Consider the following 22,377-nt stretch of genomic DNA (forward strand, 5'->3'; position numbering starts at 1 on the left):
GGATTTACAAAAATCTAGGCCGCGTATCATATCCAATTTACATAAAACTGTACCAGCGCCGCGGCAAGATCGGTGTGCAAGGCCTGTTCCAGACACCACGTCTCGGCGTGTTTTTGCAGCTGTGGCCAGTGTTTGCGCGTCGAATGCCAGTGGTCGGTCATTGTCTCACCGGCATTCCAGGCCCGCCAGAGACCGCTGATCGCCTCGCCAGCCGCAGGCGGAAGGTCCTTGGTGTAGAGCGTGAGGAAGGCTTCGAGCTTGTCCAGATGGACATCTTCCTCCTGCTGATAGATGTGCCACAGCATGGGCCGCCCCGCCCATTGCGCGCGGACAAAGGAATCTTCGCCGCGTACTGCGTTGAAATCGCAGCACCACAGTAACTGGTCATACTGGTCCTGTCGGACGAACGGCAGCACCTGCACGGTCAAGGCATCGCGCACATGCAACGCCCCCGCCTGCAGATCCTGCGCCCCCAGCCAACGCTCGACGTCGCCCAGGATCCGCCCTTGCGGCACCAGCAGATGAGTGGGCGTCGAGTCGCTCACCAAGGTGTCCAGCCAGCTGGCCAAACCGGCGTTTTCATAGGCAAACAGCGAAATCAGCAGCGCACCCGGCGCGCGGTCGACCCCCAGGCCTTGCAGGAAGCTTCGCTGAGCTTCGGGGCTCTGTTGAAACTGCCGACGCCGTTCGAGCAATCCGCTTTCACGCAGCAGGCCGCCCGTCCCCTTGTGGAACCCGGGAAAGAAAAAATGCTTCTGCACGTGTTTGTATTTTACCGACGGCAAGCCGTGGCAGCCGATCACCCAGTCCTCGGCGCTCAAGTAGTCGAGGTTCATCCACAGCGGCGTCTTTTCTCGCAGGGCCATGGCATCCATGTAGGCGCCTGGCAACTGGCAGGCGAACGCGGCGATCACCACATCGGCCGCCTCGACCGGCTGCCAGTCGGCCGACCAATGGCACACCTCGACACCCTGCTGCCATTGCTGGCCAGCGTGAATGTCGATCTGCGGACACAGGCGCTCGAAGGCACGCAGATCGTCGACCCACAAACGCACCTCCACCCCGTGCTCGGCCACCAGCTGCCGGGACAGCCGCCAGGTCACGCCGATGTCGCCAAAGTTGTCGACCACGGTGCAAAAAATATCCCAGCGGGTTTTCTTATCAGGCATTCCAGGCTCCCGTTGGCAAAGGTGTCAATTGTCCGCATAAATCAGCCCACGCAGAAGAGCCGACGCCGATTAATCTTCGTGCGACAATCGGCACTCGCCCGCGACCCCTCGCCAGGAGGCAACCATGCCCTACCGCCCTACTCCGCGCCGACCCATTGCGATTCACCTCAGCGCCCTGCAACTGACCGGCAGCATCGCCCTCGGCCTGTGGCTGGGTTTCATCGCCATCGTGTTGACCGGCTGGCTGGTATCCCGGCTGTTTTTCAGCGAACAACTGGCACCGGTCGCAACGGCAGTGGAGCAACTGGCCAAGCCGCCGGCGGTGACACGCCCGGTACCGGACATTCCCGCACAGAGCCCCTTGTTCGAGCAGTATGAAGAAAACCTGCGCAAGAACGAGCAGGCACAACGACTCGACCAGGCGCGCGGCAGCAACCGCAACCTGTCGAACCCCCGATGCCAGTTCTGGTTGCAACAGGACCAGACGGCACCGAGTGAAAAAAGCCGCGCCAATGTCCTGCAATTTTGCGATTGATCATGAATAAGCACACTGTCCACCAACTGATTCTCGACAAGCTGCGGGTCGATCTCGACATTGCCGAGCGCGCTGCGCAAACCGCGTACGAAACCGCGACCCACGAAGAAAACATCGCCGAAAACAAGTACGACACACTGGGCCTGGAGGCGTCTTACCTGGCCGCCGGGCAGGCCAGGCGGGTCGAGGAGATTCGCCAGTCACTGGCGCTTTGCCAGAACCTGGCACTGCGTCCGTATGACGAGCAACGGGGTATCGAGATTGGTGCCCTGCTCGGTCTGGAAGACGAAAAGGGCCGCGAGCAATGGCTGTTCCTGGCGCCCGATGCGGCGGGCCTGAAGGTTGACCTGGTGGGGCAACTGATTACCGTCATCACCCCGCGCTCACCGCTGGGCAAAAGCCTGCTGGGCAAGTTCGCAGGTGACGAGGTGGAGATTCTGGTGGCGGGTGCTCGGCAACAGTTCGCTGTCACCGAGGTGGTTTGACCGGCTGGCCTGCCTGCGCGGCAGGACGCGCTATCAGTGAACCGGCAGCTCGACGCCGTCGAACAGCTCTTCCAGCTCCTGCTTGTTGTGGCACTGGATGGCCTTGGCCATGACTTCGCGGGTCAGGTGCGGGGCGAACTTCTCGATGAAGTCGCACATGAATCCGCGCAGGAAGGTGCCGCGACGGAAACCGATCTTGGTCACGCTGGACTCGAACAATTCGCTGGCATCGAGCACCACCAGGTCGTTGTCGAGCTTGGTATCAACCGCCATTTTCGCCACGATGCCCACACCCAAGCCCAGGCGCACGTAGGTCTTGATCACGTCGGCGTCCGCGGCGGTAAACACCACCTTGGGCGTCAGGCCGCGGTGGCTGAAGGCTTCGTCGAGCTTGGAACGGCCGGTGAAACCGAACACATAGGTCACGATCGGGTATTCGGCCAGGGCTTCGAGGGTCAGCTTCGAGAGCTTGGTCAGCGGGTGTCCCTGGGGCACGACCACACAGCGATTCCAGCGATAGCACGGCATCATCACCAGGTCGCCGAACAGCTCGAGGGCTTCGGTGGCAATGGCGAAATCCACGGTGCCGTCAGCGGCCATCTCGGCGATCTGCATCGGCGAGCCCTGGTGCATGTGCAGGGCAACATCCGGATACTGCTTGATGAAATTGCTGATCACCGGCGGCAACGCGTAGCGCGCCTGGGTGTGGGTGGTGGCGATCGACAGGGTGCCTTTCTTCTCGTTGGAGAATTCCTGGGCGATCTGCTTGATGCTTTCGACCTTGCGCAGGATCTCGCCAGCGGTGGTGATGATGCGCTCACCGGCCGGGGTCACGCGGGTCAGGTGCTTGCCGCTGCGGGCGAACACTTCGACGCCCAATTCGTCTTCCAGCAAACGGATCTGCTTGCTGATGCCCGGCTGAGAGGTGTAGAGACTTTGGGCTGTAGCGGAAACGTTGAGGTCGTGGTGCGCCACTTCCCAGATGTAGCGCAATTGTTGGAGCTTCATATGAATCCCTCAAAGCAGGTAGACGCCACGGGCATCAGCGACGGTATATAACTATATTAATGGTTTGAAGAATAAATCTAGAACTTTTTATCAAAATGCCATTATTCGTGTTCTAGCGATCCCCTTGGCGACGACGTTGCACCAGCGGCACCAGGTACACCGGTACCTTGGACAGTTGCAACACACGCGCTGCGGTCCGGCCTAAAGGCGTTTCCGCACCCGCACCATGGCTGTGACTTCCTACGATCAGTAAATCCACCGAGAGTTTCTGCGCCTGGTCGAGAATCACCTGCGATGGATCCCCCTGCAGCACCCGTACCGCCTTGATCCGCTCAAGGTCGTGCTCCCCCTCGTCACCCAGCTCTTCGCGAAAATTGTCGAGCACCCGCTGCTCGATACTGGCAATCACCGTGTTAAGACCCTGGCTGTGGAATTCGTTCAACGCCTGCTCGTCGAGGTAACTCTGCAGCACCGATTCGGCAAACAGCCCCATGGGCTCCACGGCGTGCACCACATACAGGTCGGCATTGAATGTTCGGGCCAGTTCCAGGGCATGCTGCATCACCACGGGTGCGTACAGCCCGAGGTCAGTGGCATACAGCATCGAGCGAATCATATGACCTCCTCGCGTGCCGACAATGGCGGAGATTGATTCAGCTTAGCAGTGCCTTGGCGAGTGCGACGTCTGGCGTAACACGTTGAACGGCGGGCTTAAACCTTTTGCTCGTTGCTTATGCCATGTGGCACATGGCCGGTGGCGACCACTTCGCGAGCCAACTCGCAATGGCCGGCCTGATCGTCGAAAAACACATCGGCGGCAAAGGCTTCTAGAAAGGCCGACTTGGTCAGGCCTCCGAGGAACAGCGATTCATCCAGGCGAATATCCCACTCGCGCAACGTGCGGATCACCCGCTCATGGGCCGGCGCCGAGCGCGCCGTGACCAGTGCCGTGCGAATCGGGCAGGCGTCGTCCGGGAATTCGCGCTGCAACAGATTGAGGGCGGCGAGGAAGCCCTTGAACGGCCCCCCGCGCAAAGGTTCCCGGGCCGCTTCGCGTTCGCTGGCCTGAAACGCCTCCAGGCCACCGGCCTGGTAGACGCGTTCGGATTCGTCGGAAAACAGCACGGCATCACCGTCGAAGGCAATGCGCAGCTCATCGCTGGCTGCACGGCTGGCGCCACCGGACAGGATGGTCGCCGCGGCGAACCCGGCGTCCAGCGCACTGCGCACGTCTTCGGCGTGGGTCGAGAGAAACAGATCGCAGCCAAAGGCCTTGAGGTACGGATACGGGCTGCGTCCGCCGACAAACGCCGCGCGGGAAATCGCCAGCCCATAGTGGTGGATCGAGTTGAACACGCGCAGGCCGGTGTCGGCGCTGTTGCGCGAGACCAGGATCACCTCGACCCGTGCGCGGCCGAGGTGGGCATTGAGGTTCAGGAGTTTTTGCACCAGCGGGAAGGCGTCGCCGGGCTCGAGGATTTCCTCTTCGTGCTCGATCTGATATTGCCGATAGGCCTCGACGCCACTCGACAGATAGACCTTGTGGCTTTCACTCAGGTCGAACAACGCTCGCGAAGAAATCGCCAGCACCAGCTTGTCGTCAATGGACTTTGGCATCCCCTTCCCCCCTCCGGTTGATCGACTCAGGTATTACGTCGATCGATGAAACTCAAGCTGCGATACATCGCCTCGATGCGGGGCAATTCACAGCCAACGGCCTTCGCCGCGGCTAGTGGCCGGGCGTAAATGGCCTCCAGCTCCAGCGGCCGCTTGTGCAGATAATCGTGGTACATGCTCGGCCAGTAGTCGGGCATTCTCTGCGTCATCATCAACAAATGTTCGGCATAGCCGGCAGGCACCTCGTGACCGCAGGCGATTGCGCCCTGGACCACTTCGCCCATCAGCGACCTGATCAGCTCACGGCTGTCGGCATCGGCCATCAGCGGCGTGGTACTCGCCCCCAGCAACACGGACAGACCGTTGTACGGGATATTCCAGACCAGTTTCTGCCAGCGCGCCTGGTGCAGGTTCGCCATGGCCTGGGCGTCGATGCCAGCGGCAAGAAACAAACCGGCCCCCTCCTCGACAATCGCGGCACGCACAGGCCCCTCGGACGCCGGCCCGCTGTGATAGCCGACATGCACCGCCCCCAGCGCCTGATGAGTAATCACACCGGGACCCTGGCGATGGACGCAGATATAGCAGAGCCCGCCCAGCACATGCAGCGCGTCGGGCAGCAGTTCACGCAGGCTGTCCTCGACATCCAGGCCATTTTGCAACAGCAACACCCTGGCATTCGGTGCGGCGGCTTGCACGATGGCAGGTGCAAGATCGCGGTTACTGGTGGTTTTCGCGCCGACCAGCAACCAGTCGCAGGGTGGCATGTCTTCGGCCGCCGAATAGGCCTGCACCGGATTCAGCGTCAGCGCGCCATGTACCGCGCTGTGCAGTTGCAGCCCGCGCTCGGCCACCGCGCAAAACTCGCTGCGCAACAGAAAATGCACATCGAAGCCGGCCCGCGCCAGCATCATCCCGTAGAACCCGCCGATTGCCCCGGTCCCGATAATTCCGATTGTCGGCTTGGCAACTGCACCCGTCATGGCAACTCCTCTGCTGTTCGACCCAGCGCCTGCCTCAAGGCAGCGTTGAGCTCGGCGCCGGTCAGGCGCGATTTTAATGCCCCATGGAATTCACCGTCGCGTACGACAAACAGCGCCGGCAAGTGAAAGACCTGATACCGCTCGACCACCCCGCCGTTGTTGCCGGCATCGATCCAGCACAGGCGATCGACATTCAGGTCGAGCGCAGGCAACCGCTCGCGGGCAAAACGGCAGGAGGAACAGCCGACACTGGTGAAAACCACCAGCGATACGCCGGTCATCGCCAGCAGCCGTTGGTCGGCGTCGAAATCGGTCAGTTCCAATTCGACCACTATACTGGGGGAAACAATGTCAGATGGCCGACACATGGAGTCCGTGCTCATGGGACGTTTTATTCCTCATCCTGACGATATACCTGTCGAATTGACGTTACTCAAACCGGAGTGCATTTCAAGGCAACAACTGCACACTATCAGCCTCGGGGGCATGGCTTGCAATTATCACCGCGCCTGGCGTCACGGCACGGCGCTGGAGGTGCGCATGCCGACCCTGAACCCGGACATGCGCTTCCTGGGCTATGTGGCCTGGTGCCTGCGAAGAAAGCGAGGCTACCTGGTGGGCATTGCCTTCGTCGACGAACAGACGCTTTTCAGTGCAAGGATGGGTGAGCAGGTGTGCCAGATCGAGCGTTACTGCCGCCAGCATGATGCCCACAACGACCTGCAGGATATCCAGGCCCTGGCCCTTGAATGGGTCCAGCAACATGCCGACGAGTTCTCCCACGACCGGGTCCACCAGGCATTTGCACAGGCTGTGCTGGATTAAACCGGGCCAGCCCATTGTCGAGCCACGGTGTAACGCGCTAAGGTTCGGCTCCCCGACGCGCTTAATTTGCTGTGCTCCGCCGCGCGGGTTCGCTGGCGGCCGGCACCCGTGACCTGACGAGTAAACGATGGCTGATTTACCGATCAACGACCTAAACGTCGCTTCCAACGAGACGCTGATCACTCCTGACCAGCTCAAGCGTGATATCCCCCTGAGCGATGCCGCCCTGCGCACCGTTACCAAGGGCCGCGAAGTCATTCGCAACATTCTCGATGGCACCGACCATCGCCTGTTCGTGGTCATCGGGCCTTGCTCGATCCACGACATCAAGGCGGCCCACGAGTACGCCGAGCGCCTGAAGGTTCTCGCGGCGGAAGTGTCCGATACCCTGTATCTGGTCATGCGCGTGTATTTCGAGAAGCCACGCACCACCGTTGGCTGGAAAGGCTTGATCAACGATCCGTACCTGGATGACTCGTTCAAGATTCAGGACGGCCTGCATATCGGTCGCCAGCTGTTGCTGGACCTGGCCGAAATGGGCCTGCCGACCGCTACCGAGGCGCTCGACCCGATCTCCCCGCAATACCTGCAGGACCTGATCAGCTGGTCGGCCATCGGTGCACGCACCACCGAATCCCAGACTCACCGTGAAATGGCCTCCGGCCTGTCCTCGGCCGTCGGCTTCAAGAACGGTACCGATGGCGGCCTGACCGTAGCGATCAACGCCCTGCAATCGGTTTCCAGCCCGCACCGCTTCCTGGGCATCAACCAGGAAGGTGGCGTGTCGATCGTCACCACCAAGGGCAACGCCTACGGTCACGTGGTGTTGCGCGGCGGCAACGGCAAGCCGAACTACGATTCGGTCAGCGTCGCCCTGTGCGAACAGGCGCTGAACAAAGCGAAGATCAAGCCCAACATCATGGTCGATTGCAGCCACGCCAACTCCAACAAGGACCCGGCCCTGCAACCGCTGGTGATGGAGAACGTCGCCAACCAGATCCTCGAAGGCAATCAGTCGATCATCGGCCTGATGGTCGAAAGCCACCTGAACTGGGGCGCCCAGGCCATCCCGAAAGACCTCGCCGACCTGCAATACGGCGTGTCGATCACCGATGCCTGCATCGACTGGACTGCCACCGAAAACACCTTGCGCAGCATGCATGCCAAGCTCAAGGAAGTGCTGCCGAAACGCCAGCGCACCTGATTGGCTTTTACCGCAGACAAAAAAACGCCGGGCTGAGCCCGGCGTTTTTTTATGCGTCGATTTTTGTCGAGGGTCACTGGCTCAGCTTGGCCGCATGGCGCTGGTGACGCTCCATGTAGCGCTCGACGTAGGAGCACGAGGGAATGACGGTATAACCCATCTCCTCGGCGTACTCGAGCGCCTTCTCGGTCAGGGCCGCGGCGATGCCGCGACCGCGCAATGCATTGGGCACAAACGTGCGATAGATATCCAGGGTCTGTTTCCCCAGATCCATATAGGTCAGGTAGGCACGATGACCGTCCACATTGGTCTCGAATTGATGACCAGCCTGGTCATGGTGGATGGACAACGCCTCGCTCATCACTACTCCTCGCGGGTCTGGGATTCTGACCCCTACCTTACCGATGTTTTTCCGGCGAAGGAACAACTACGCCACCCCGTGCCTGAATCGACACCGAGAAGAGCTACACCGATCTCGCGCAACCGAGCACGTACAAATAGTAGGCGCCATTGGCAGAAATGCTCAAGGCTCGCTCGTCATCATGCTGGTTGGCAGGTGCTGCTATGGATAACGCAGGAAACAGCTGGACCGAAGGTCTTGCAGCGGTCGACTGCCTGAACATTGCCGGATGTTGAGACATAAGACGAGCGCCCCCCGTTAAAGTCACCTGAACATGGAGAAAGATATGAGAGACACCGCGCAAATTTCGAACAAAAGTGTAGACGAATCCATCTAGACAGACTTAAGCCAAGACCGCAAAAAGAGCTTTGAGCCTGGGGAACTTTTCCTGGGCGGATCGCTCAAAACGGGCCTTGTAGCTGGATATTTTTTATACAACGCAGTTAAAAGTTGCTCGAAAAAGAATCAACGCCTACAATTTTTTTTGCTTCTTGCTTCACGTCAGTTTACTTACGACAAGTAATGGGTAGTATGTACGCCGGCTATTTCCTCACTCGGAGGAGACAGCCACTTAATAGAAAGTCCTTGAAGGGGAACACGATGAACAACGTTCTGAAATTCTCTGCTCTGGCTCTGGCCGCAGTTCTGGCTACCGGTTGCAGCAGCGCATCGAAAGAAACCGAAGCACGTCTGACCGCTACTGAAGACGCAGCAGCTCGCTCCCAGGCTCGTGCAGACGAAGCTTACCGTAAAGCTGATGAAGCTCTGGCTGCTGCTCAAAAAGCACAACAGACTGCTGACGAAGCTAACGAGCGTGCTCTGCGCATGCTGGAAAAAGCTAGCCGCAAGTAATAGTCCTTCGGGATTATTATCAAGCCGACCCATTTTTTGGGTCGGCTTTTTTATTGCCTGCGATTTCCTGCAGCCAATAAAAAACCCGCCGACGCGGCCTGCGTCGGCGGGTTTGTTTCAAGCATTACTGCAGCGGGTCGATCGGTGCACTCGTCACCATCGGCGCTGTGGTGTTCGGCACGCCGATTTCCACCGGCAGGCCATCTTCGGCCGCGACTACATCACGCACCACATCCCAGTTCATGCGCAGGTTGTTGGTGATGTCTTCACGCTTGAGCATCGCGTTGATCACTGCAGTGTGCTTGTCGACCACCGACGGGTTGCCCTTGTCGTCCAGCGGCGTGTGCGCTTCCAGGTAAACCTTGCCGCCACTCACGCCAAACTTGTAGGAATCGTTGATGATGCGCACGGACGTGCCGACCGGCACCATGCCTGCCATTTCCAGCACGTTGTTGTTGAACATGCGGAAGCAGCCATGGCTGGTGCGCATGCCGATGCCGAACTTCTTGTTCGAGCCGTGGATCAGGTAGCCCGGAGTCCCCAGGGTGAACTTGAACGGCCCCAGCGGGTTGTCAGGGCCGGCCGGCACCACGTTGGGCAGCGGATCACCGTCGGCGGCGTGCTCGGCCTTGATCGACGCAGGAGGCGTCCAGGTCGGGTTCGGCGTCTTGGCGACGATGCTGGTGTGGGCAATCGGCGAGCCCCAGCCTTCACGGCCAATACCCAGCGGGAAGGTGTACACCACATTCCGTCCTTTCGGGAAGTAGTAGAGGCGGTATTCGGCCAGGTTGATGACGATACCTTCACGGGGGCCGGGCGGCAGGATGAATCGGGTCGGCAGCACGATTTCAGTGCCGGCGCCAGGCAGCCATGGATCGACGCCAGGGTTGGCGGCTACCATTTCCGAATAGCCCAGGTCGTAGGTCGTGCCCAGGTCGGCGAAGGTATCTTCGTACTTGGCCTTGATCACCTGTACCTGGCCAACGATGTCTTCACCAGGCGGTGGCAGGGGTAGCTCCAATGCTGCGACGGGACCCGCTACACAGAGGGCGGCAAGTGTCAGGCAGCGGGTGACGGCGGGAAAGCGCGGCAACATCCGGAAAATCCTTTGCATGATCGACAGAGGGTATAAGAACGGGATTGTACACCGCTGGCCGTTATTTCGGGGAGGTTGAGGGGGGTGTAGGCGATGCAAGGCATTTCCTGTCGCCTGCCATTCGACCTATTGTTTGCTAACGGAGTACATATCCATTCCTGCGGTAACGGCCGCCTAGGGTTTCGCCCTTACGGCGAGTCACTTGGAAAAACGGAACGCCGCCCGGCCCTAAGTAACCAAGGGCTCTTGCCCCTGGCGTTCGGTGCCTCGCTAATGCTCGGCATGCCCTCGCTCCGGTCCTGCTCCGTGGGTCGCCGCGATGGGCCATCCATGGCCCAGCGCGGCTAAACCGGCATCCCTGCCGGTTTACCCACTGCGCAGAACCTCCACTCGGCCTCTCGAGGGGGCAAGAAAATCAAAAGCCAAAGCAGATCAAAAGCGCGCGAGGCGGCCTTAAAGCCGACCTAATCTTTGCCGATACACCAATACCCTGTAGGAGCCAGGCTTGCCGGCGAACCAGACGCTGCGGTGTATCTGTTGTACCGCGTTATCGTTCTTCGCCGGCAAGCCTGGCTCCTACAGGGGAATTGCGTACGGCTCCCGATCAGGTCGGCTTTAAGGCCGCCTCGCTTTTGCTTTGGATCTGGGTGCCCCGTTAACCACGATGGCCGAACGCAGGCATTGCGCAGTGGGGAAACCGGCAGGACGCCGGTTTAGCCGCGCTGGGCCAGGGACGGCCCATCGCGGCGACCCACGGAGCAATGCCGGAGTGAGGGCATGCCGAGCCTAAGCGAGGCACCGAGTGGTGGGGCAAAGCCTTTTGCTTACTTTTTGGCGTTTGAAAAAGTGAGTCGCCGTAAGGGCGAAACCCTAAGTGGCCGTTACCGCAGCAATGGATATGTACGCAGTCAACAAAACATAGGTCGGCGTTACCGCGGCAACGATCAAAGCTCGAACCGCAACTCCGGCCAGATCGGCGACGTGCCACGCTTCTGCGATTCCAGAATGGCCCGGCACAACGAACACAGGCGCTGATCCTGAAACACCCGCCGATCGACGTTCGACCAGCGTGGCTGAGCCGGCAGCAGACTGCCGCACAGGGTCCGGTCCGCCGAGCCGCCCAGCTCCAGTTGTCGGGTCACCAGGTGTACACGAACTTCCTGGCAGGCGAACAGATCCAGCTGTTCGTCAGGCTCGATCAGTTGATAGGCATAAAGTGACCAGGCAGAACGCGGCATCGGGGGCTCCAAATCGGGGGCGCCACCTTAGCCGAAAGCCTGCTCCTAGAAAAGTGTCATAACAGCGGTTTTAGCGTAGGCCAGACATTTTCCAGCAACTTGTCCTGGGCCCCGGCTGCCGGGTGGATGCCATCGGCCTGCATCAGGTCCGGATGACCGCCCACGCCGTCGAGGAAAAACGGCACCAGCGGGATCTTTTTCTCATCGGCCAGGTTGCTGTAAACGTCAGCGAAGGCCTTGGTGTATCGAGCGCCGTAGTTGGGTGGCAATTGCATGCCGAGCAGCAGCACCTTGGCACCCGCCTCCTGCGACTGCTGGATCATCGACGCAAGATTTTGTTGCAATTGTGTTGGCAGCAAGCCGCGCAGGCCGTCATTGCCCCCCAACTCGAGGATCACAAGCGCTGGCTTATGCTCTGCAAGCAGCGCCGGCAGGCGTGCCTGGCCTCCGGCACTGGTGTCGCCACTGATGGACGCATTGACCACCTTATCGTCAAAACCTTCGCGCTTGAGCCGCTGCTCGAGCAACGACACCCACCCCAAGCGGGTATCCAGTCCGAAACCGGCGCTGATACTATCGCCAACGATCAGGACCGTACCCGCCGCTGCGTTCTGGGCCATGCACATCAAGGCCAGTCCAGCACTCAAAAACCACACACGCATCGGACTCTCCATGGGCGCAAGTATTCTCACCGCGAAGAACCTTAGCAAAGTGGTACCCAGCGCGGAAGGTGAACTGACCATCCTGCACCAACTCAGCCTGGAACTGAACAAGGGCGACAGCCTGGCCATCGTCGGCGCCTCGGGCTCCGGAAAATCCACCCTGCTCGGCCTGCTCGCCGGCCTCGACCTGCCGAGCAGCGGCGAAGTCACCCTAGCCGGCCAGGGCCTGAGCAACCTCGACGAAGACCAGCGTGCACGCATCCGTGCCGAACATGTGGGCTTCGTCTTCCAGTCGTTCCAGTTGCTCGACAGCCTCAATGCCCTGGAAAACGTCATGCTGCCGCTGGAGCTCGATGGCCGCCAGGACGCCCGCGGCCGTGCCACCGAGCTGTTGCAGCGGGTCGGCCTCGGGCAACGCCTGACCCACTCGCCACGCCAGCTCTCCGGCGGTGAGCAGCAGCGCGTGGCGATTGCCCGGGCGTTCGCCGCCGAACCCGATGTGCTGTTCGCCGACGAGCCCACCGGCAACCTCGACAGTCATACCGGCGAGCGCATCAGCGACCTGCTGTTCGAACTCAACCAGGAGCGCGGCACGACCCTGGTGCTGGTGACCCATGATGAACGCCTGGCACACCGCTGCCGGCGCCTGATCCGTCTTGAAGCCGGCCTGCTGGTCGCCCCCCTGGAGCCTTGATGGCACGCCTGCCGCTGTTGCGCCTGTTCAGTCTCGCCGTCCGCCAACTGTTGCGCGATGCCCGCGCCGGTGAACTGCGCGTGCTGTTTTTCGCCCTCGTGGTCGCTGTGGCCGCCAGTACCGCCATCGGCTACTTCGGCGCGCGCCTGAATGGCGCGATGATGTTGCGCGCCACTGAGTTTCTCGGTGCCGACCTGCTGCTCGAAGGCAGCTCGCCAGCGCGCCCCGAGCAAGTAAGAAGCGGCACCGAGCTTGGCCTCGAGCACGCCCGGGTGGTGGAGTTTTCCAGTGTCATCGCCACGGACAACGGCATACAGCTCTCCAGCATCAAGGCGGCCGACGACGTCTACCCGCTGCGCGGCGAACTGAAAAGCGCCCCTGCGCCCTTCGCCCCGGAAGAATCCGGTGGCGGGCCGAAACCCGGCGAGGCCTGGGTCGAAGCCCGGTTGCTGACGGCACTGGACTTGAAGATCGGCGACAGCATCGACGTCGGCATGAAAACCCTCAAGCTGGCACGGGTGCTGACCTACGAGCCCGACCGCGCCGGCAACTTCTACAGCCTGACGCCACGGGTACTGATCAACCTCAGTGACCTGCAAGCCACCGGCGTGGTGCAACCCGGCAGTCGGGTCAGCTACCGCGAACTCTGGCGCGGCAAAGCCGAAGCCCTGGAAACCTATCGCCAACTGATCAAGCCCGGCCTGGCCGCCAACCAGCGCATCCAGGATGCCCGCGACGGCAACCGTCAGATCGGCGGTGCACTGGGCAAGGCCGAGCGCTATCTGAACATGGCCAGCCTGGTGGCGGTGCTGCTGGCCGGGGTGGCCGTGGCGTTGTCGGCGACACGCTTCGCCACCCGCCGCTTCGATGCCAGCGCGCTGTTGCGCTGCCTTGGCCTGTCCCGTCGGGAAACCATGGTGCTGTTCAGTCTGCAGCTGACCGTGCTCGGCCTGCTCGCCAGCCTCATTGGCTCCGCCATCGGCTGGCTGGCGCAACTGGGCCTGTTCGCCCTGTTGCATGACTTGCTGCCAACCGACGTGCCACCGGGCGGCCTGTTCCCGGCCATCGCCGGTATCGGCACTGGCCTTGTGGCCCTGGCCGGTTTCGCCCTGCCGCCTCTGGCCGCCCTGGGTCGGGTTCCACCCTTGCGCGTATTGCGCCGGGACCTGCTGCCGATCCCCTCCAGCACCTGGATGGTCTACGGCGCCGCATTGGGCGCCCTCGGGCTGATCATGTGGCGCCTGAGCCTGGACCTGGTGCTGACCTTCGCCCTGCTCGGCGGCGGCGTGGTTGCGGCACTGGTACTGGGCGGTCTGCTGTTGCTGTTATTGAAAAGCCTGCGACGCATGCTGGCCCGTGCCTCCCTGCCGTGGCGCCTGGGGCTGGGCCAATTGCTGCGCCATCCGTTGGCCGCCGCCGGGCAGTCCCTGGCCTTCGGCCTGATCCTGCTGTCGATGGCGTTGATCGCCCTGCTGCGTGGCGAGTTGCTGGACACCTGGCAGAACCAGTTGCCCAAGAACGCACCGAACTATTTTGCCCTGAACATCCTGCCCGCGGACAAGCAGGCGTTCACCGACCGCCTGATCTCGTTGTCGGCGCAATCGGCGCCCCTGTATCCGGTGGTTCCGGGGCGGTTGATCAGCATCAACGGCGAACCGGTGCAGCAAATCGTCACCAAGGAATCGGCGGGTGACCGGGCGATCCAGCGCGACCTGAGCCTGACCTGGGCGGCGGACCTGCCCGCGGGCAACCAGATCACCGCCGGCAATTGGTGGCCGGAGCAACCGCCGGATGACATCCCCGGGGTGTCGGTGGAGGGCAAGGTCGCCGAAAGCCTGAAGCTCAAGCTCGGCGACCACATGGTCTTTACCGTGGGCGGGGCTAATCGCGAGGCGAAAGTCACCAGCCTGCGGGAGATCAACTGGGACAACTTCCAGCCGAATTTCTTCATGATCTTCCAGCCAGGCACCCTGAAGGATTTGCCGGCCACCTACCTGACCAGCTTCTATCTGGCGGCCGGACATGACCAGCAGATCGTCGACCTGTCGCGCAGTTTTCCGGCGGTGACGATCCTGCAGGTCGAAGCCCTGCTGGCGCAACTGCGCAGCATCCTCGCCCAGATCACCCTGGCGGTGGAGTACGTGCTGCTGTTTGTCCTGGCGGCGGGGATGGCGGTGTTGTTCTCCGGCCTGCAGGCGACCCTGGATGAACGCATCCGCCAGGGCGCCCTGCTACGCGCGCTGGGGGCGGAACGGCAGTTGCTGGTGAAGGCACGACGGATCGAATTCGGGCTGCTGGGTGCGGTCAGCGGGCTGCTCGCGGCGCTCGGTTCGGAAGTCGTCAGCCTGGTGCTCTACCGCTACGCCTTCGACCTGCCCTGGCACCCGCATCCGTGGCTGCTGGTGCTGCCGTTGATCGGCGCCGTGCTGATCGGTGGCGCCGGCGTGTTCGGTACCCGGCGCGCCTTGAACGCCAGCCCCCTGACAGTCCTGCGCGAGGGTTGATAGACTCAAGCGCTCCTGATTCGAAGAAAAGTTGCCATGAGCCGTTATCGCCCTCCCCGTACCGCCGGCACCGCGCTGATCACCCCCGAAGGTGAAGCGCGGATGCGCGCCGAGTTTCATGAACTGTGGCACGTACGCCGCCCCCAGGTGACGCAAGCGGTCAGCGAAGCGGCAGCCCAGGGCGATCGTTCGGAAAACGCCGAGTACACCTACGGCAAAAAGATGCTGCGCGAGATCGACAGCCGCGTGCGCTTCCTGACCAAACGCCTGGAAGCCCTCAAGGTCGTCAGCGAAAAGCCCAGCGACCCGAACAAAGTCTATTTTGGCGCCTGGGTCACGATCGAGGACGAAGATGGCAAGCAATCACGCTATCGCATCGTCGGGCCGGATGAGCTGGATTTGAAACAGGGCCTGATCAGCATCGACTCGCCCTTGGCGCGCGCGCTGATCGGCAAGGCACTGGACGCCGAAGTACGGGTCCAGACTCCGACGGGTGAGCAATGTGTGTATATCGTGGCGATCGACTATCCATAAGCCGCAATGCGCTACGCCCCAGCGATCAGCGCCTCAGCGACGGGTAATCAGCCCTTGCCGGGCAACGCGGGTCAGTTGCCTGATCATTTCCGGAGCGTCTTCGATGCTGGGCGACTGAATCACCGCCAGGTCGAAACTGTCCGCGGCAAAGCGCGCCAAGGATTCACCGTCTTCGACAAACTGGATCAGGAAGGCTGCTGGCCCACCGGTACGGCGTGGCCAACCATCGAGGTAACGCAGGAGCGTCGGCTGATGTTTACCGCCAAGCAGGATTTTTGGATTGCGCTGGGTGAGATGTGCCGTGATCGGCGCGGGACGTACAACTGGGCTTAGTGCATTCATCGTGTCGTGTCTCAGCCTCAAAAAGTCTGCATGGCAGGTGAGAGGCAACACCGAACCAGCGCTTTAGCGGTATTTCGAAGCCTGCTTCAAGCTTCTGTCGGCAACTGATTGAGTCACCTGGCGCCCCGCAAGTAGCTGTTTAAATCGGCGCATGGGCAGCATCCTAGAGAAGCTGACCGGACAGTGTCAAGAATGACGCACAACAAAAAAGGCTCGTCCAATCAAGCGACGAGCCTCTTTTTGAACCAGCCTTGGCCCTGACGGGGCCTGCATCACAGTCGATCGCGCGCGATCCCGCTGCGAATTCGCAGGATATCGGCAAGCACGGCCAGGGCGATTTCCGCCGGGGTCTTGCTGCCCAGGTTCAGCCCAATGGGCGCATGGATCCGCGCCAGTTCCGCCTCCCCCAGCCCACCGATGCGCCGCAGCCGCTCGAAGCGCTTTTGCGAAGTCTGCAGGGAGCCCATCACGCCGATGTAGAACGCGTCGGTGCGCACCGCTTCCATCATCGCCAGGTCATCGATGCGCGGATCGTGGGTCAGCGCCACCACCGCGGTATCGCTGTGGCAGCCGCCATCGGCGATGAACACCGAGGGCAATTGACGACGAATCTCCACGTTGTCCAGCACCACGCCTTCGAGCACTTCGTCCCGCGGATCGCAAAGAATCACCTCGAAGCCCAGGCCCACGGCAAACTCCGCGCAGGCCTGGGCCACACTGGAATACCCGGCCAGCAACAGGCGTTGCGCCGCGCCGATGCGCAGCCTGACGCGATCGATCTCGCGCTCGACGCGCACTCCCTGCTCGCGATCATCGAACAGACTGCGCGCGCCGCTCGCCAGGTCGACCTCACGGATTAGCCGCCGCCGGCCCAACAGCGCTGACTCCAGCTCCCGCAGATGCGCCTGCACCTCGCAGACAGGCTCAAGCTTTTCCACCAGCACATCGAGCACGCCGCCGCAGGGCAGGCTGACCCGCGAGCGCGGGTCATCGCCTTCGCCGTAACGCACGACGCTAACCGCTTGCTCGAATGCACCTTCGGCGACGCGTTCGAGGAAGTCCTCCTCGACACAGCCGCCGGACAGCGAACCGATCCACTGCCCGTCAGCATTCACCGCCAGTAACGAACCCGGCGCACGAGGCGCCGAGCCGTAGGTGGCCAGCACGCTGCACAGCCAGACACGCTGCCCGGCCGTCGACCACGCCAGTGCCCGCCGCACCACTTGCAGATCCAGATGCTGCATGTCAGTGCGCCTTGTGCTCGAGCGGGGGCGCGTCGGCCCGCAACTTCTGCACATCGTTCAAGGCCAGGTCACCCGGTTGACCGCCCCACGCCTGGCGCAGGTAGTTCAACAGATCAGTCAGCTGCTCGTCGGTGAGCTTCTGCGCGAAACCCGGCATGGGTTGCATGTGTTCGAAGCCGGCGAACTTCTGCTCGCCGATGCCATCGTCGATCACCCGCACCAGGTTGCGCGGATCTTCCAGACGCAAAGTGGTGTTGCCGCGCATGGCCACGGCGATGTGCGGCTTGCCTTCGCCATTTGGCGCGTGGCAACCGGCACAGACGTTCAGGTAGCCCTGACGGCCGCGCTGGGCGCTGGCACTGAGCTGGTCCAGTGGCACGTCGGTCAAGACTTTCGCCGCCGGTGGCTGGTCGCCGAGGAGGAAGGTCGCCATCGCCGCCAGGTCCGGATCGTTGAGGCCCTGGGTGCTGTTGTGGAACACCGGGAACATCTCGTTGAACATGGTGCCCTGGGCGCTCATGCCGTGCTTGAGGAACGAACTCAGGTCCTGATGGTTCCAGCCACGGGCCGCCAGGTCAGTGGCCAACAGGCTTGGCGCCAGGTAGCCGTTAAGAATGCCGCCGGTCATGCGTTTGTCCTGCTGCATCGCCCCCGGCAAGCCGCGCGGGGTGTGGCATTCGCCGCAGTGACCGAGCACGTCGACCATGTACTGGCCGCGCTTCCAGGCTTCGCTTTTGCCTTCGGTCGGCGCCAGCTTCACGTCCTTGCCGTACATCATGTTCCAGCCCATCAGGCCCAGGCGCACGTTGAACGGAAAGCTCAGGCTTGTGACCGGTGCAGCACGCTCGATCGGCGCGACGGTTTTCAGGTAGGCATGGATCGCGTCGGAATCCGCACGCGGCATCAGGTGATACGAGGTGTAGGGCATCGCCGGGTACAGGTTGGCGCCATCACGTCGCTTGCCTGCGGTGAGCGCCGCGAAGAATTCGTCATCGTTGTACAGGCCGATGCCGTGCTCTTTGCTCGGGGTGATGTTGGTGCCGTAGATCGTGCCGAACGGCGAGACGATCGGCAGGCCGCCCGCATAGGGCGCGCCACCCGGAGCGGTATGGCAGGCCATGCAGTCGGCGGCGCGGGCGAGGTATTCGCCGCGCTTGACCTGATCATCCGCCTGCGCCAGCAACACAGGCGCAGCCAGGCCGACCGCCAGGGTCAGGCGGGTCAGTAGTTGCTTCATGCTTAGCCCTCCTTGACCAGGCCGAGATCGGTCAGCACGTTGCGCGTGGCGCTGTAGTAGCGCACGTATCCGGTGCAACGGCAGATGTGATGGCCGAGGCTGTCCTCGATGACTTTTTCCAGCTGGCTCTTGACGATCGGCTGACGCTGCAGCTTTTCCACCAACACCGTCGCGGCATTCACAAAACCCGGTGCGCAGTAGCTGCACTGGAAGGCGAACTCGTCGACGAAGCGCTGCTGGATCGGGTTCAGCTCGGTGACCTTGCCCTGCTCGTCGCGGGTCGCATGACCTTCGATGGTCCGGACCTTCTTGCCTTCGAAATAGTGCGCGCCGGTGATGCAGGTGCGCACTTCTTCGCTGGTGCCGTCGGGGTTGTCGACGATCACCACGCAGGCGTGGCAGATGCCCTGGCCGCAGCCCAGGCGCGAGCCGGTGAGGTTCTTGTATTCGTGCAGGTAGTCGATCATCGGCAGGTCATCAGGGATGTCCACCGGGCCGACGGATTGACCGTTGAGGGTCAGTTGAAGCGGACGGTTAGCCATTGAGGGCCTCCTTGATGCGTGCAGAAGTGATAGGCAGGTCGCGGACTCGTTTGCCGATGGCGTGGGCCACGGCGTTGCCGATGGCACCGACCACCGGGATCATCACCACCTCAGCGATGCCCTTGGATGGGTCGCTCGGCGACAATGGCGGCAGGATTTCCGCGGTCTGTTTCCACACCGCCACGTGCCGCGCCATCGGCAAGCGGTAACGGTTGAAGTTCCAGTCACCCTCCCCCGGCCCGCCTTCGTACAGCGGCATTTCTTCCATCAGCGCATGGCCGATGCCCATGGCGATGCCGCCTTCGACCTGGCCCTTGACCAGCTCTTCCACCAGCACCCGACCGCACTCGACCCACGAGTGGTGATTAAGTACCGACACTTCGTGCGAGCCCTTGTTGACCTTCACTTCCACCAGCGTCGCCACCGGGCTGTAGTAAGTCACCGCCGCGTTGTTCAACTGGGTTGGCGGGTAGGCGATGTTCTGCCGATCCAGCAAGTGGAAACCGGCGCTGTTCATTTGCGCCTGTTTCGCCTTCGGTGCACCGTCGCCGTACTTGACCGCCAGGCCATCGAGCGGCAAACGCTCACGCACGCCATCGATGCTGTACTCGGCCTCGGCCCAGCTCCAGCGGTTGAAGCCGTGCACCGTGGCACCGGTGACCAGGCCGCGTTCGTGGGCACGTTTAGCCAGCATGGCGAACGGCAAGGGCTCCATGCCGTTGGCGGTGAGCTTGCCATCGACCCAATGGGCGTCTTCGCGGCGCACCACGTAAGGGTTGGCCTGGCCGCCGTAGGGGCCTTGGCGCCAGATCTCGAGCGCCGCCGGCCACAGGCCGTGGTTGAACAGCACGCGCGCCGCTTCACGGGTGGCGTGGCTGAAGTAGTAGGCGGAGTTGGTCGCCGACGACGCCGACGCGACCTTGCCGACCCAGCGCGGGTTGCGCAGGAAGTTGTCCTGCTCGGCCTGGCTCATGATGTACGGGTTGCCGCCGCTGATCAGCTGCAACTCTTTCCATTCGGTTTCGCCGGTCTTCACTTCGTGCGCCGGGCTGCCGAGGAAATCGGCCACCACCATCGCCTGCGAAGTGGACATGCCGGTACCGATCTCGATACCGATGTGGCGCAGGGTGATGCGACCGTCCACGGTGTATTCGATGCTGGCCATTGGCGCTTCGGAACCGGTGCCGAAGTCTTTCTGGCAAATGGCGAAGCCGACGCCATACCAGTTATCCGGGTCCGCCGCTTCGCGTTGTTGCTTGATCGCGTTGCGGTTTTTCCAGACCTCGTTGACCGCCGCCTTGTCGAGAATTTCGTGCAGGCGCAAGGCACCGGCCGGGACCGCGCCCTGGGTGTTTTTCATGCCCGAACGCAGGGCATTCTTGCGCCGCAGTTCAATGGCATCGACACCGAGGCGATCGGCGATTTCATCGACCATCATCTCGGTGGACGCCATGCTCTGCAGCGTGCCGTAGCCACGCATCGACCCGGCTTCCACCGCGCGCGAGTGATAGGCGGTGACCTGCAGGTCGTTCTGCGGCATGTAGTAGATCGACTGCGCCGCCGTGGCGCCCACTGCCGCCACGGACGGGCTGTAGTTGACCCGCCCGCCGCCGTCGACGCTCATCTCGGCACGGAAGATCTTGAAGCTGTGGTCGGTCTTGTCCACCGCCAGTTGGTAGCGGATGTCGAACGGGTGACGCTTGATGCCGCTCTGGAATTGCTCGTAGCGGTCGTTGGCCAGGCGTACCGGCACACCGGCGCCGTACAACGCCGCCAAGGCCGCGTAGTAGACGAAAATATTGTGGTCTTTCGAGCCGTAGCCGACGGTGTAGCCCGGGTGCATGTTGAGGTTGGCCAGGCCGAAACGCGACGGCGCGATCATTTTCGCGGTCTCGGTCGCGGTTTCCAACGGGCACTGGGTGGCAACCACAAAGTGCAGGGTCTTGGTTGCCGGGTCGTACCAGCCGTTGCCGTTGTCCGGCTCCATCGCCGCGGGTTCGATCGACGGGGTCTTGTAGCGCTCGTCGAACACCAGCCAGTTGTCTGGCGGCGTGTCGATCTGTTGCTTCATGCGCTCGGCGTAGAACAGCCCGCGCTCGGTCAGGTTGCCGTGCAGGTTCGGCTGTGCGTTCCAGACCGGCCGGCGGTTGCGCAGCATCGGGAACAGGATCGAATCCTTGAGGCTGGCGAATTCGTCTTCGTCGGCCGACGTCGCACCGCCGACACGCACGTAGCGGAAGCTGCCATAGGGATCGCCCTCGTAGAACGGCACTTTTTCGCCGTAGCGGATTGCCTTGTCATTGAACTTGAGCTGAGCCTTGGCCTGGCGGAAGCGCTCGAAGTCGTTCCAGATCAGGATCGCCACCGGGTGGCCGATGAACATCGGCACTTTGCCAGCCGGCAACAGGGGGTCGGGGGCGTGCTCTTCCGGGAAGACGATGCCGTCCTTGACCAGGTCGTCGGCGGTAACGATGCGGTCGGGCTGCAGGTCGGCACCGAGCCACGACAGGTCGTAGCCTGCGTAGATGCGGTCGGCCTTGATGGTTTTCAGCAGCATGGCGTGGCCTTGCTGCTGCGGCCAGCCCGGCATGTCCTTGGCGCGGATGTCGCGGGCAAAGACCTTGCTGCCGCAGACCTTGGACAAGGCATCGTTACGGGCGCGAGCCTTGCCGTTGTTGCCAAGCCATTGCTCGGACGGCACGGTCACGCTGTTTTCCATCAAGGCTGCCAGCGCCTGACTGCTCAGCGGTGTAAGCGTCACGCTCACACCCGCCACCAGCCCGCCCTGAAGGAACGAGCGCCGGGATATTTCACGGTTGGACATGGATCATCCTATGGGCGGTCATGGAGGCCGCCCTTCTGGTTATGTTCTGGAAATCTCGAGTCGCGCAGAAGCCCCTTTTGACGATGCAAGGGGCTGTGATGACAATTCAAAGCTGACCGATAGGTTAACTTTAAAGGTTTCTGCGCTCGCGGAAAACAAAAAACTGACCAAGGAATCAAAAAACCGCGGCTTTTCGACGCAGCAGGCTGGTGGAGCGGATGGTGAGGACGGGTTGTTGAGCAGGCTCGTACGCATACAGATCATCTGCAAGGCTGAGTTTGCAGTGTGGCTGATGCCGGCATCGCGAGCAGGCTCGCTCCCACAGGGGATTTGTGCTGCTCATTGAAACGATGCAACTTCGCAAAACCAATTCGACGGGGAG

24 protein-coding genes are annotated in these 22,377 nt (G+C 61.9%); 9 read left to right on the top strand and 15 right to left on the bottom strand.

All coding sequences use genetic code 11. The features are described 5' to 3' along the window. Positions 1-26: 26 nt before the first annotated feature. Complete coding sequence (gene earP, locus OH720_RS22460; protein WP_272602958.1) at positions 27-1,169, bottom strand: elongation factor P maturation arginine rhamnosyltransferase EarP; 1,143 nt, start codon at positions 1,167-1,169, stop codon at positions 27-29. 124 nt (positions 1,170-1,293) lie between these two features. Between earP and OH720_RS22465 the strand changes: the two genes are divergently transcribed. Further along, positions 1,294-1,704: a hypothetical protein gene (locus tag OH720_RS22465; protein ID WP_272602959.1), complete on the top strand. Its 411-nt coding sequence runs from the start codon at positions 1,294-1,296 to the stop codon at positions 1,702-1,704. A 2-nt stretch (positions 1,705-1,706) separates the two neighbouring features. After that, positions 1,707-2,189 carry a GreA/GreB family elongation factor gene (locus OH720_RS22470; protein WP_180203487.1) on the top strand — a complete coding sequence of 161 codons (483 nt, stop codon included), beginning with the start codon at positions 1,707-1,709 and terminating at the stop codon, positions 2,187-2,189. A 33-nt stretch (positions 2,190-2,222) separates the two neighbouring features. Here OH720_RS22470 and cysB read toward each other — a convergent pair whose 3' ends face one another. The 5 genes from cysB to OH720_RS22495 form a co-directional block, all read right to left on the bottom strand. Further along, the gene (gene cysB, locus OH720_RS22475; RefSeq protein ID WP_008057010.1) at positions 2,223-3,197 is read right to left on the bottom strand and encodes an HTH-type transcriptional regulator CysB; all 975 of its coding nucleotides are present in this window, start codon (positions 3,195-3,197) and stop codon (positions 2,223-2,225) included. Positions 3,198-3,309: 112 nt separating this feature from the next. Next, positions 3,310-3,813: a universal stress protein gene (locus OH720_RS22480; protein WP_008057012.1), complete on the bottom strand. Its 504-nt coding sequence runs from the start codon at positions 3,811-3,813 to the stop codon at positions 3,310-3,312. Between the two features lie 95 nt (positions 3,814-3,908). Beyond that, positions 3,909-4,814 (bottom strand): 5'-nucleotidase, encoded by a 906-nt coding sequence (locus OH720_RS22485; RefSeq protein ID WP_020800387.1) that lies wholly within the window; start codon positions 4,812-4,814, stop codon positions 3,909-3,911. Between the two features lie 26 nt (positions 4,815-4,840). Further along, positions 4,841-5,797, bottom strand: coding sequence for a putative 2-dehydropantoate 2-reductase (locus OH720_RS22490; protein ID WP_272602960.1), 957 nt, complete (start codon positions 5,795-5,797; stop codon positions 4,841-4,843). Then, positions 5,794-6,180 (bottom strand): thioredoxin family protein, encoded by a 387-nt coding sequence (locus OH720_RS22495; protein ID WP_272602961.1) that lies wholly within the window; start codon positions 6,178-6,180, stop codon positions 5,794-5,796. Before OH720_RS22495 ends, OH720_RS22490 begins: the two co-directional genes overlap by 4 nt. Between OH720_RS22495 and OH720_RS22500 the strand changes: the two genes are divergently transcribed. Both OH720_RS22500 and OH720_RS22505 read left to right on the top strand, forming a co-directional pair. After that, a complete protein-coding gene (locus tag OH720_RS22500; RefSeq protein WP_272602962.1) occupies positions 6,179-6,622 on the top strand; it encodes a PilZ domain-containing protein in 444 nt (147 codons plus the stop codon). The two genes, OH720_RS22495 and OH720_RS22500, sit on opposite strands and share 2 nt — an antisense overlap. 127 nt (positions 6,623-6,749) lie before the next feature. Beyond that, positions 6,750-7,826: a 3-deoxy-7-phosphoheptulonate synthase gene (locus tag OH720_RS22505; protein WP_008057023.1), complete on the top strand. Its 1,077-nt coding sequence runs from the start codon at positions 6,750-6,752 to the stop codon at positions 7,824-7,826. Positions 7,827-7,899: 73 nt separating this feature from the next. Here OH720_RS22505 and OH720_RS22510 read toward each other — a convergent pair whose 3' ends face one another. Then, positions 7,900-8,187 carry a GNAT family N-acetyltransferase gene (locus tag OH720_RS22510; RefSeq protein ID WP_008057026.1) on the bottom strand — a complete coding sequence of 96 codons (288 nt, stop codon included), beginning with the start codon at positions 8,185-8,187 and terminating at the stop codon, positions 7,900-7,902. 639 nt (positions 8,188-8,826) lie between these two features. On the opposite strand from OH720_RS22510, the gene oprI reads away from it, so the two are divergent. Next, positions 8,827-9,078, top strand: coding sequence for an outer membrane lipoprotei OprI (gene oprI, locus OH720_RS22515; protein WP_003183784.1), 252 nt, complete (start codon positions 8,827-8,829; stop codon positions 9,076-9,078). Positions 9,079-9,202: 124 nt separating this feature from the next. Here the strand turns inward: oprI and OH720_RS22520 are convergent, their stop codons facing one another. The 3 genes from OH720_RS22520 to OH720_RS22530 all read right to left on the bottom strand — a co-directional run bounded on the left by OH720_RS22520 (position 9,203) and on the right by OH720_RS22530 (position 12,074). After that, entirely contained in the window at positions 9,203-10,174 is a 972-nt protein-coding gene (locus tag OH720_RS22520) for a L,D-transpeptidase family protein (RefSeq protein WP_180203493.1), read from the bottom strand. Between the two features lie 944 nt (positions 10,175-11,118). Continuing rightward, complete coding sequence (locus OH720_RS22525) at positions 11,119-11,412, bottom strand: hypothetical protein (RefSeq protein ID WP_008055299.1); 294 nt, start codon at positions 11,410-11,412, stop codon at positions 11,119-11,121. Positions 11,413-11,468: 56 nt separating this feature from the next. Beyond that, complete coding sequence (locus tag OH720_RS22530; RefSeq protein WP_008055297.1) at positions 11,469-12,074, bottom strand: arylesterase; 606 nt, start codon at positions 12,072-12,074, stop codon at positions 11,469-11,471. Between the two features lie 10 nt (positions 12,075-12,084). Between OH720_RS22530 and OH720_RS22535 the strand changes: the two genes are divergently transcribed. From OH720_RS22535 to greB, 3 genes are read left to right on the top strand one after another with little or no spacing between them, the layout of a single operon-like run. Beyond that, positions 12,085-12,768, top strand: a complete 684-nt coding sequence (locus OH720_RS22535; RefSeq protein ID WP_008055295.1) for an ABC transporter ATP-binding protein — start codon at positions 12,085-12,087, stop codon at positions 12,766-12,768. Continuing rightward, positions 12,768-15,272: an ABC transporter permease gene (locus OH720_RS22540; RefSeq protein WP_272602963.1), complete on the top strand. Its 2,505-nt coding sequence runs from the start codon at positions 12,768-12,770 to the stop codon at positions 15,270-15,272. Before OH720_RS22535 ends, OH720_RS22540 begins: the two co-directional genes overlap by 1 nt. 36 nt (positions 15,273-15,308) lie before the next feature. Beyond that, on the top strand, positions 15,309-15,806 hold the full coding sequence (gene greB, locus OH720_RS22545; RefSeq protein WP_008055293.1) for a transcription elongation factor GreB: 498 nt from the start codon (positions 15,309-15,311) through the stop codon (positions 15,804-15,806). A 33-nt stretch (positions 15,807-15,839) separates the two neighbouring features. On the opposite strand, the gene OH720_RS22550 is transcribed toward greB, so the two are convergent. The 5 genes from OH720_RS22550 to OH720_RS22570 form a co-directional block, all read right to left on the bottom strand. Next, complete coding sequence (locus OH720_RS22550) at positions 15,840-16,148, bottom strand: hypothetical protein (RefSeq protein ID WP_008055292.1); 309 nt, start codon at positions 16,146-16,148, stop codon at positions 15,840-15,842. Between the two features lie 272 nt (positions 16,149-16,420). Then, complete coding sequence (locus OH720_RS22555; RefSeq protein WP_272602964.1) at positions 16,421-17,392, bottom strand: XdhC family protein; 972 nt, start codon at positions 17,390-17,392, stop codon at positions 16,421-16,423. Position 17,393: 1 nt separating this feature from the next. Then, positions 17,394-18,629 carry a c-type cytochrome gene (locus tag OH720_RS22560; RefSeq protein ID WP_272602965.1) on the bottom strand — a complete coding sequence of 412 codons (1,236 nt, stop codon included), beginning with the start codon at positions 18,627-18,629 and terminating at the stop codon, positions 17,394-17,396. 2 nt (positions 18,630-18,631) lie between these two features. After that, positions 18,632-19,171, bottom strand: a complete 540-nt coding sequence (locus OH720_RS22565) for a (2Fe-2S)-binding protein (RefSeq protein ID WP_007982256.1) — start codon at positions 19,169-19,171, stop codon at positions 18,632-18,634. Next, positions 19,164-21,995 (bottom strand): xanthine dehydrogenase family protein molybdopterin-binding subunit, encoded by a 2,832-nt coding sequence (locus OH720_RS22570; RefSeq protein WP_272602966.1) that lies wholly within the window; start codon positions 21,993-21,995, stop codon positions 19,164-19,166. The genes OH720_RS22565 and OH720_RS22570 overlap by 8 nt, the downstream gene beginning before the upstream one ends. On the opposite strand from OH720_RS22570, the gene OH720_RS22575 reads away from it, so the two are divergent. Beyond that, complete coding sequence (locus tag OH720_RS22575) at positions 21,994-22,341, top strand: hypothetical protein (protein WP_272602967.1); 348 nt, start codon at positions 21,994-21,996, stop codon at positions 22,339-22,341. The genes OH720_RS22570 and OH720_RS22575 overlap by 2 nt on opposite strands. The last annotated feature ends 36 nt before the right edge of the window (positions 22,342-22,377 follow it).

The organism is Pseudomonas sp. WJP1, from assembly GCF_028471945.1.
Taxonomy (GTDB): Bacteria; Pseudomonadota; Gammaproteobacteria; order Pseudomonadales; family Pseudomonadaceae; genus Aquipseudomonas.

What these genes read in the sequence shown, in the direction of transcription:
- earP (WP_272602958.1), bottom strand. Translation starts at nt 1,169, where the DNA reads ATGCCTGATAAGAAAACCCGCTGGGATATTTTTTGCACCGTGGTCGAC.
- OH720_RS22465 (WP_272602959.1), top strand. Translation starts at nt 1,294, where the DNA reads ATGCCCTACCGCCCTACTCCGCGCCGACCCATTGCGATTCACCTCAGC.
- OH720_RS22470 (WP_180203487.1), top strand. Translation starts at nt 1,707, where the DNA reads ATGAATAAGCACACTGTCCACCAACTGATTCTCGACAAGCTGCGGGTC.
- cysB (WP_008057010.1), bottom strand. Translation starts at nt 3,197, where the DNA reads ATGAAGCTCCAACAATTGCGCTACATCTGGGAAGTGGCGCACCACGAC.
- OH720_RS22480 (WP_008057012.1), bottom strand. Translation starts at nt 3,813, where the DNA reads ATGATTCGCTCGATGCTGTATGCCACTGACCTCGGGCTGTACGCACCC.
- OH720_RS22485 (WP_020800387.1), bottom strand. Translation starts at nt 4,814, where the DNA reads ATGCCAAAGTCCATTGACGACAAGCTGGTGCTGGCGATTTCTTCGCGA.
- OH720_RS22490 (WP_272602960.1), bottom strand. Translation starts at nt 5,797, where the DNA reads ATGACGGGTGCAGTTGCCAAGCCGACAATCGGAATTATCGGGACCGGG.
- OH720_RS22500 (WP_272602962.1), top strand. Translation starts at nt 6,179, where the DNA reads ATGGGACGTTTTATTCCTCATCCTGACGATATACCTGTCGAATTGACG.
- OH720_RS22495 (WP_272602961.1), bottom strand. Translation starts at nt 6,180, where the DNA reads ATGAGCACGGACTCCATGTGTCGGCCATCTGACATTGTTTCCCCCAGT.
- OH720_RS22505 (WP_008057023.1), top strand. Translation starts at nt 6,750, where the DNA reads ATGGCTGATTTACCGATCAACGACCTAAACGTCGCTTCCAACGAGACG.
- OH720_RS22510 (WP_008057026.1), bottom strand. Translation starts at nt 8,187, where the DNA reads ATGAGCGAGGCGTTGTCCATCCACCATGACCAGGCTGGTCATCAATTC.
- oprI (WP_003183784.1), top strand. Translation starts at nt 8,827, where the DNA reads ATGAACAACGTTCTGAAATTCTCTGCTCTGGCTCTGGCCGCAGTTCTG.
- OH720_RS22520 (WP_180203493.1), bottom strand. Translation starts at nt 10,174, where the DNA reads ATGTTGCCGCGCTTTCCCGCCGTCACCCGCTGCCTGACACTTGCCGCC.
- OH720_RS22525 (WP_008055299.1), bottom strand. Translation starts at nt 11,412, where the DNA reads ATGCCGCGTTCTGCCTGGTCACTTTATGCCTATCAACTGATCGAGCCT.
- OH720_RS22530 (WP_008055297.1), bottom strand. Translation starts at nt 12,074, where the DNA reads ATGCGTGTGTGGTTTTTGAGTGCTGGACTGGCCTTGATGTGCATGGCC.
- OH720_RS22535 (WP_008055295.1), top strand. Translation starts at nt 12,085, where the DNA reads ATGGGCGCAAGTATTCTCACCGCGAAGAACCTTAGCAAAGTGGTACCC.
- OH720_RS22540 (WP_272602963.1), top strand. Translation starts at nt 12,768, where the DNA reads ATGGCACGCCTGCCGCTGTTGCGCCTGTTCAGTCTCGCCGTCCGCCAA.
- greB (WP_008055293.1), top strand. Translation starts at nt 15,309, where the DNA reads ATGAGCCGTTATCGCCCTCCCCGTACCGCCGGCACCGCGCTGATCACC.
- OH720_RS22550 (WP_008055292.1), bottom strand. Translation starts at nt 16,148, where the DNA reads ATGAATGCACTAAGCCCAGTTGTACGTCCCGCGCCGATCACGGCACAT.
- OH720_RS22555 (WP_272602964.1), bottom strand. Translation starts at nt 17,392, where the DNA reads ATGCAGCATCTGGATCTGCAAGTGGTGCGGCGGGCACTGGCGTGGTCG.
- OH720_RS22560 (WP_272602965.1), bottom strand. Translation starts at nt 18,629, where the DNA reads ATGAAGCAACTACTGACCCGCCTGACCCTGGCGGTCGGCCTGGCTGCG.
- OH720_RS22565 (WP_007982256.1), bottom strand. Translation starts at nt 19,171, where the DNA reads ATGGCTAACCGTCCGCTTCAACTGACCCTCAACGGTCAATCCGTCGGC.
- OH720_RS22575 (WP_272602967.1), top strand. Translation starts at nt 21,994, where the DNA reads ATGGATCATCCTATGGGCGGTCATGGAGGCCGCCCTTCTGGTTATGTT.
- OH720_RS22570 (WP_272602966.1), bottom strand. Translation starts at nt 21,995, where the DNA reads ATGTCCAACCGTGAAATATCCCGGCGCTCGTTCCTTCAGGGCGGGCTG.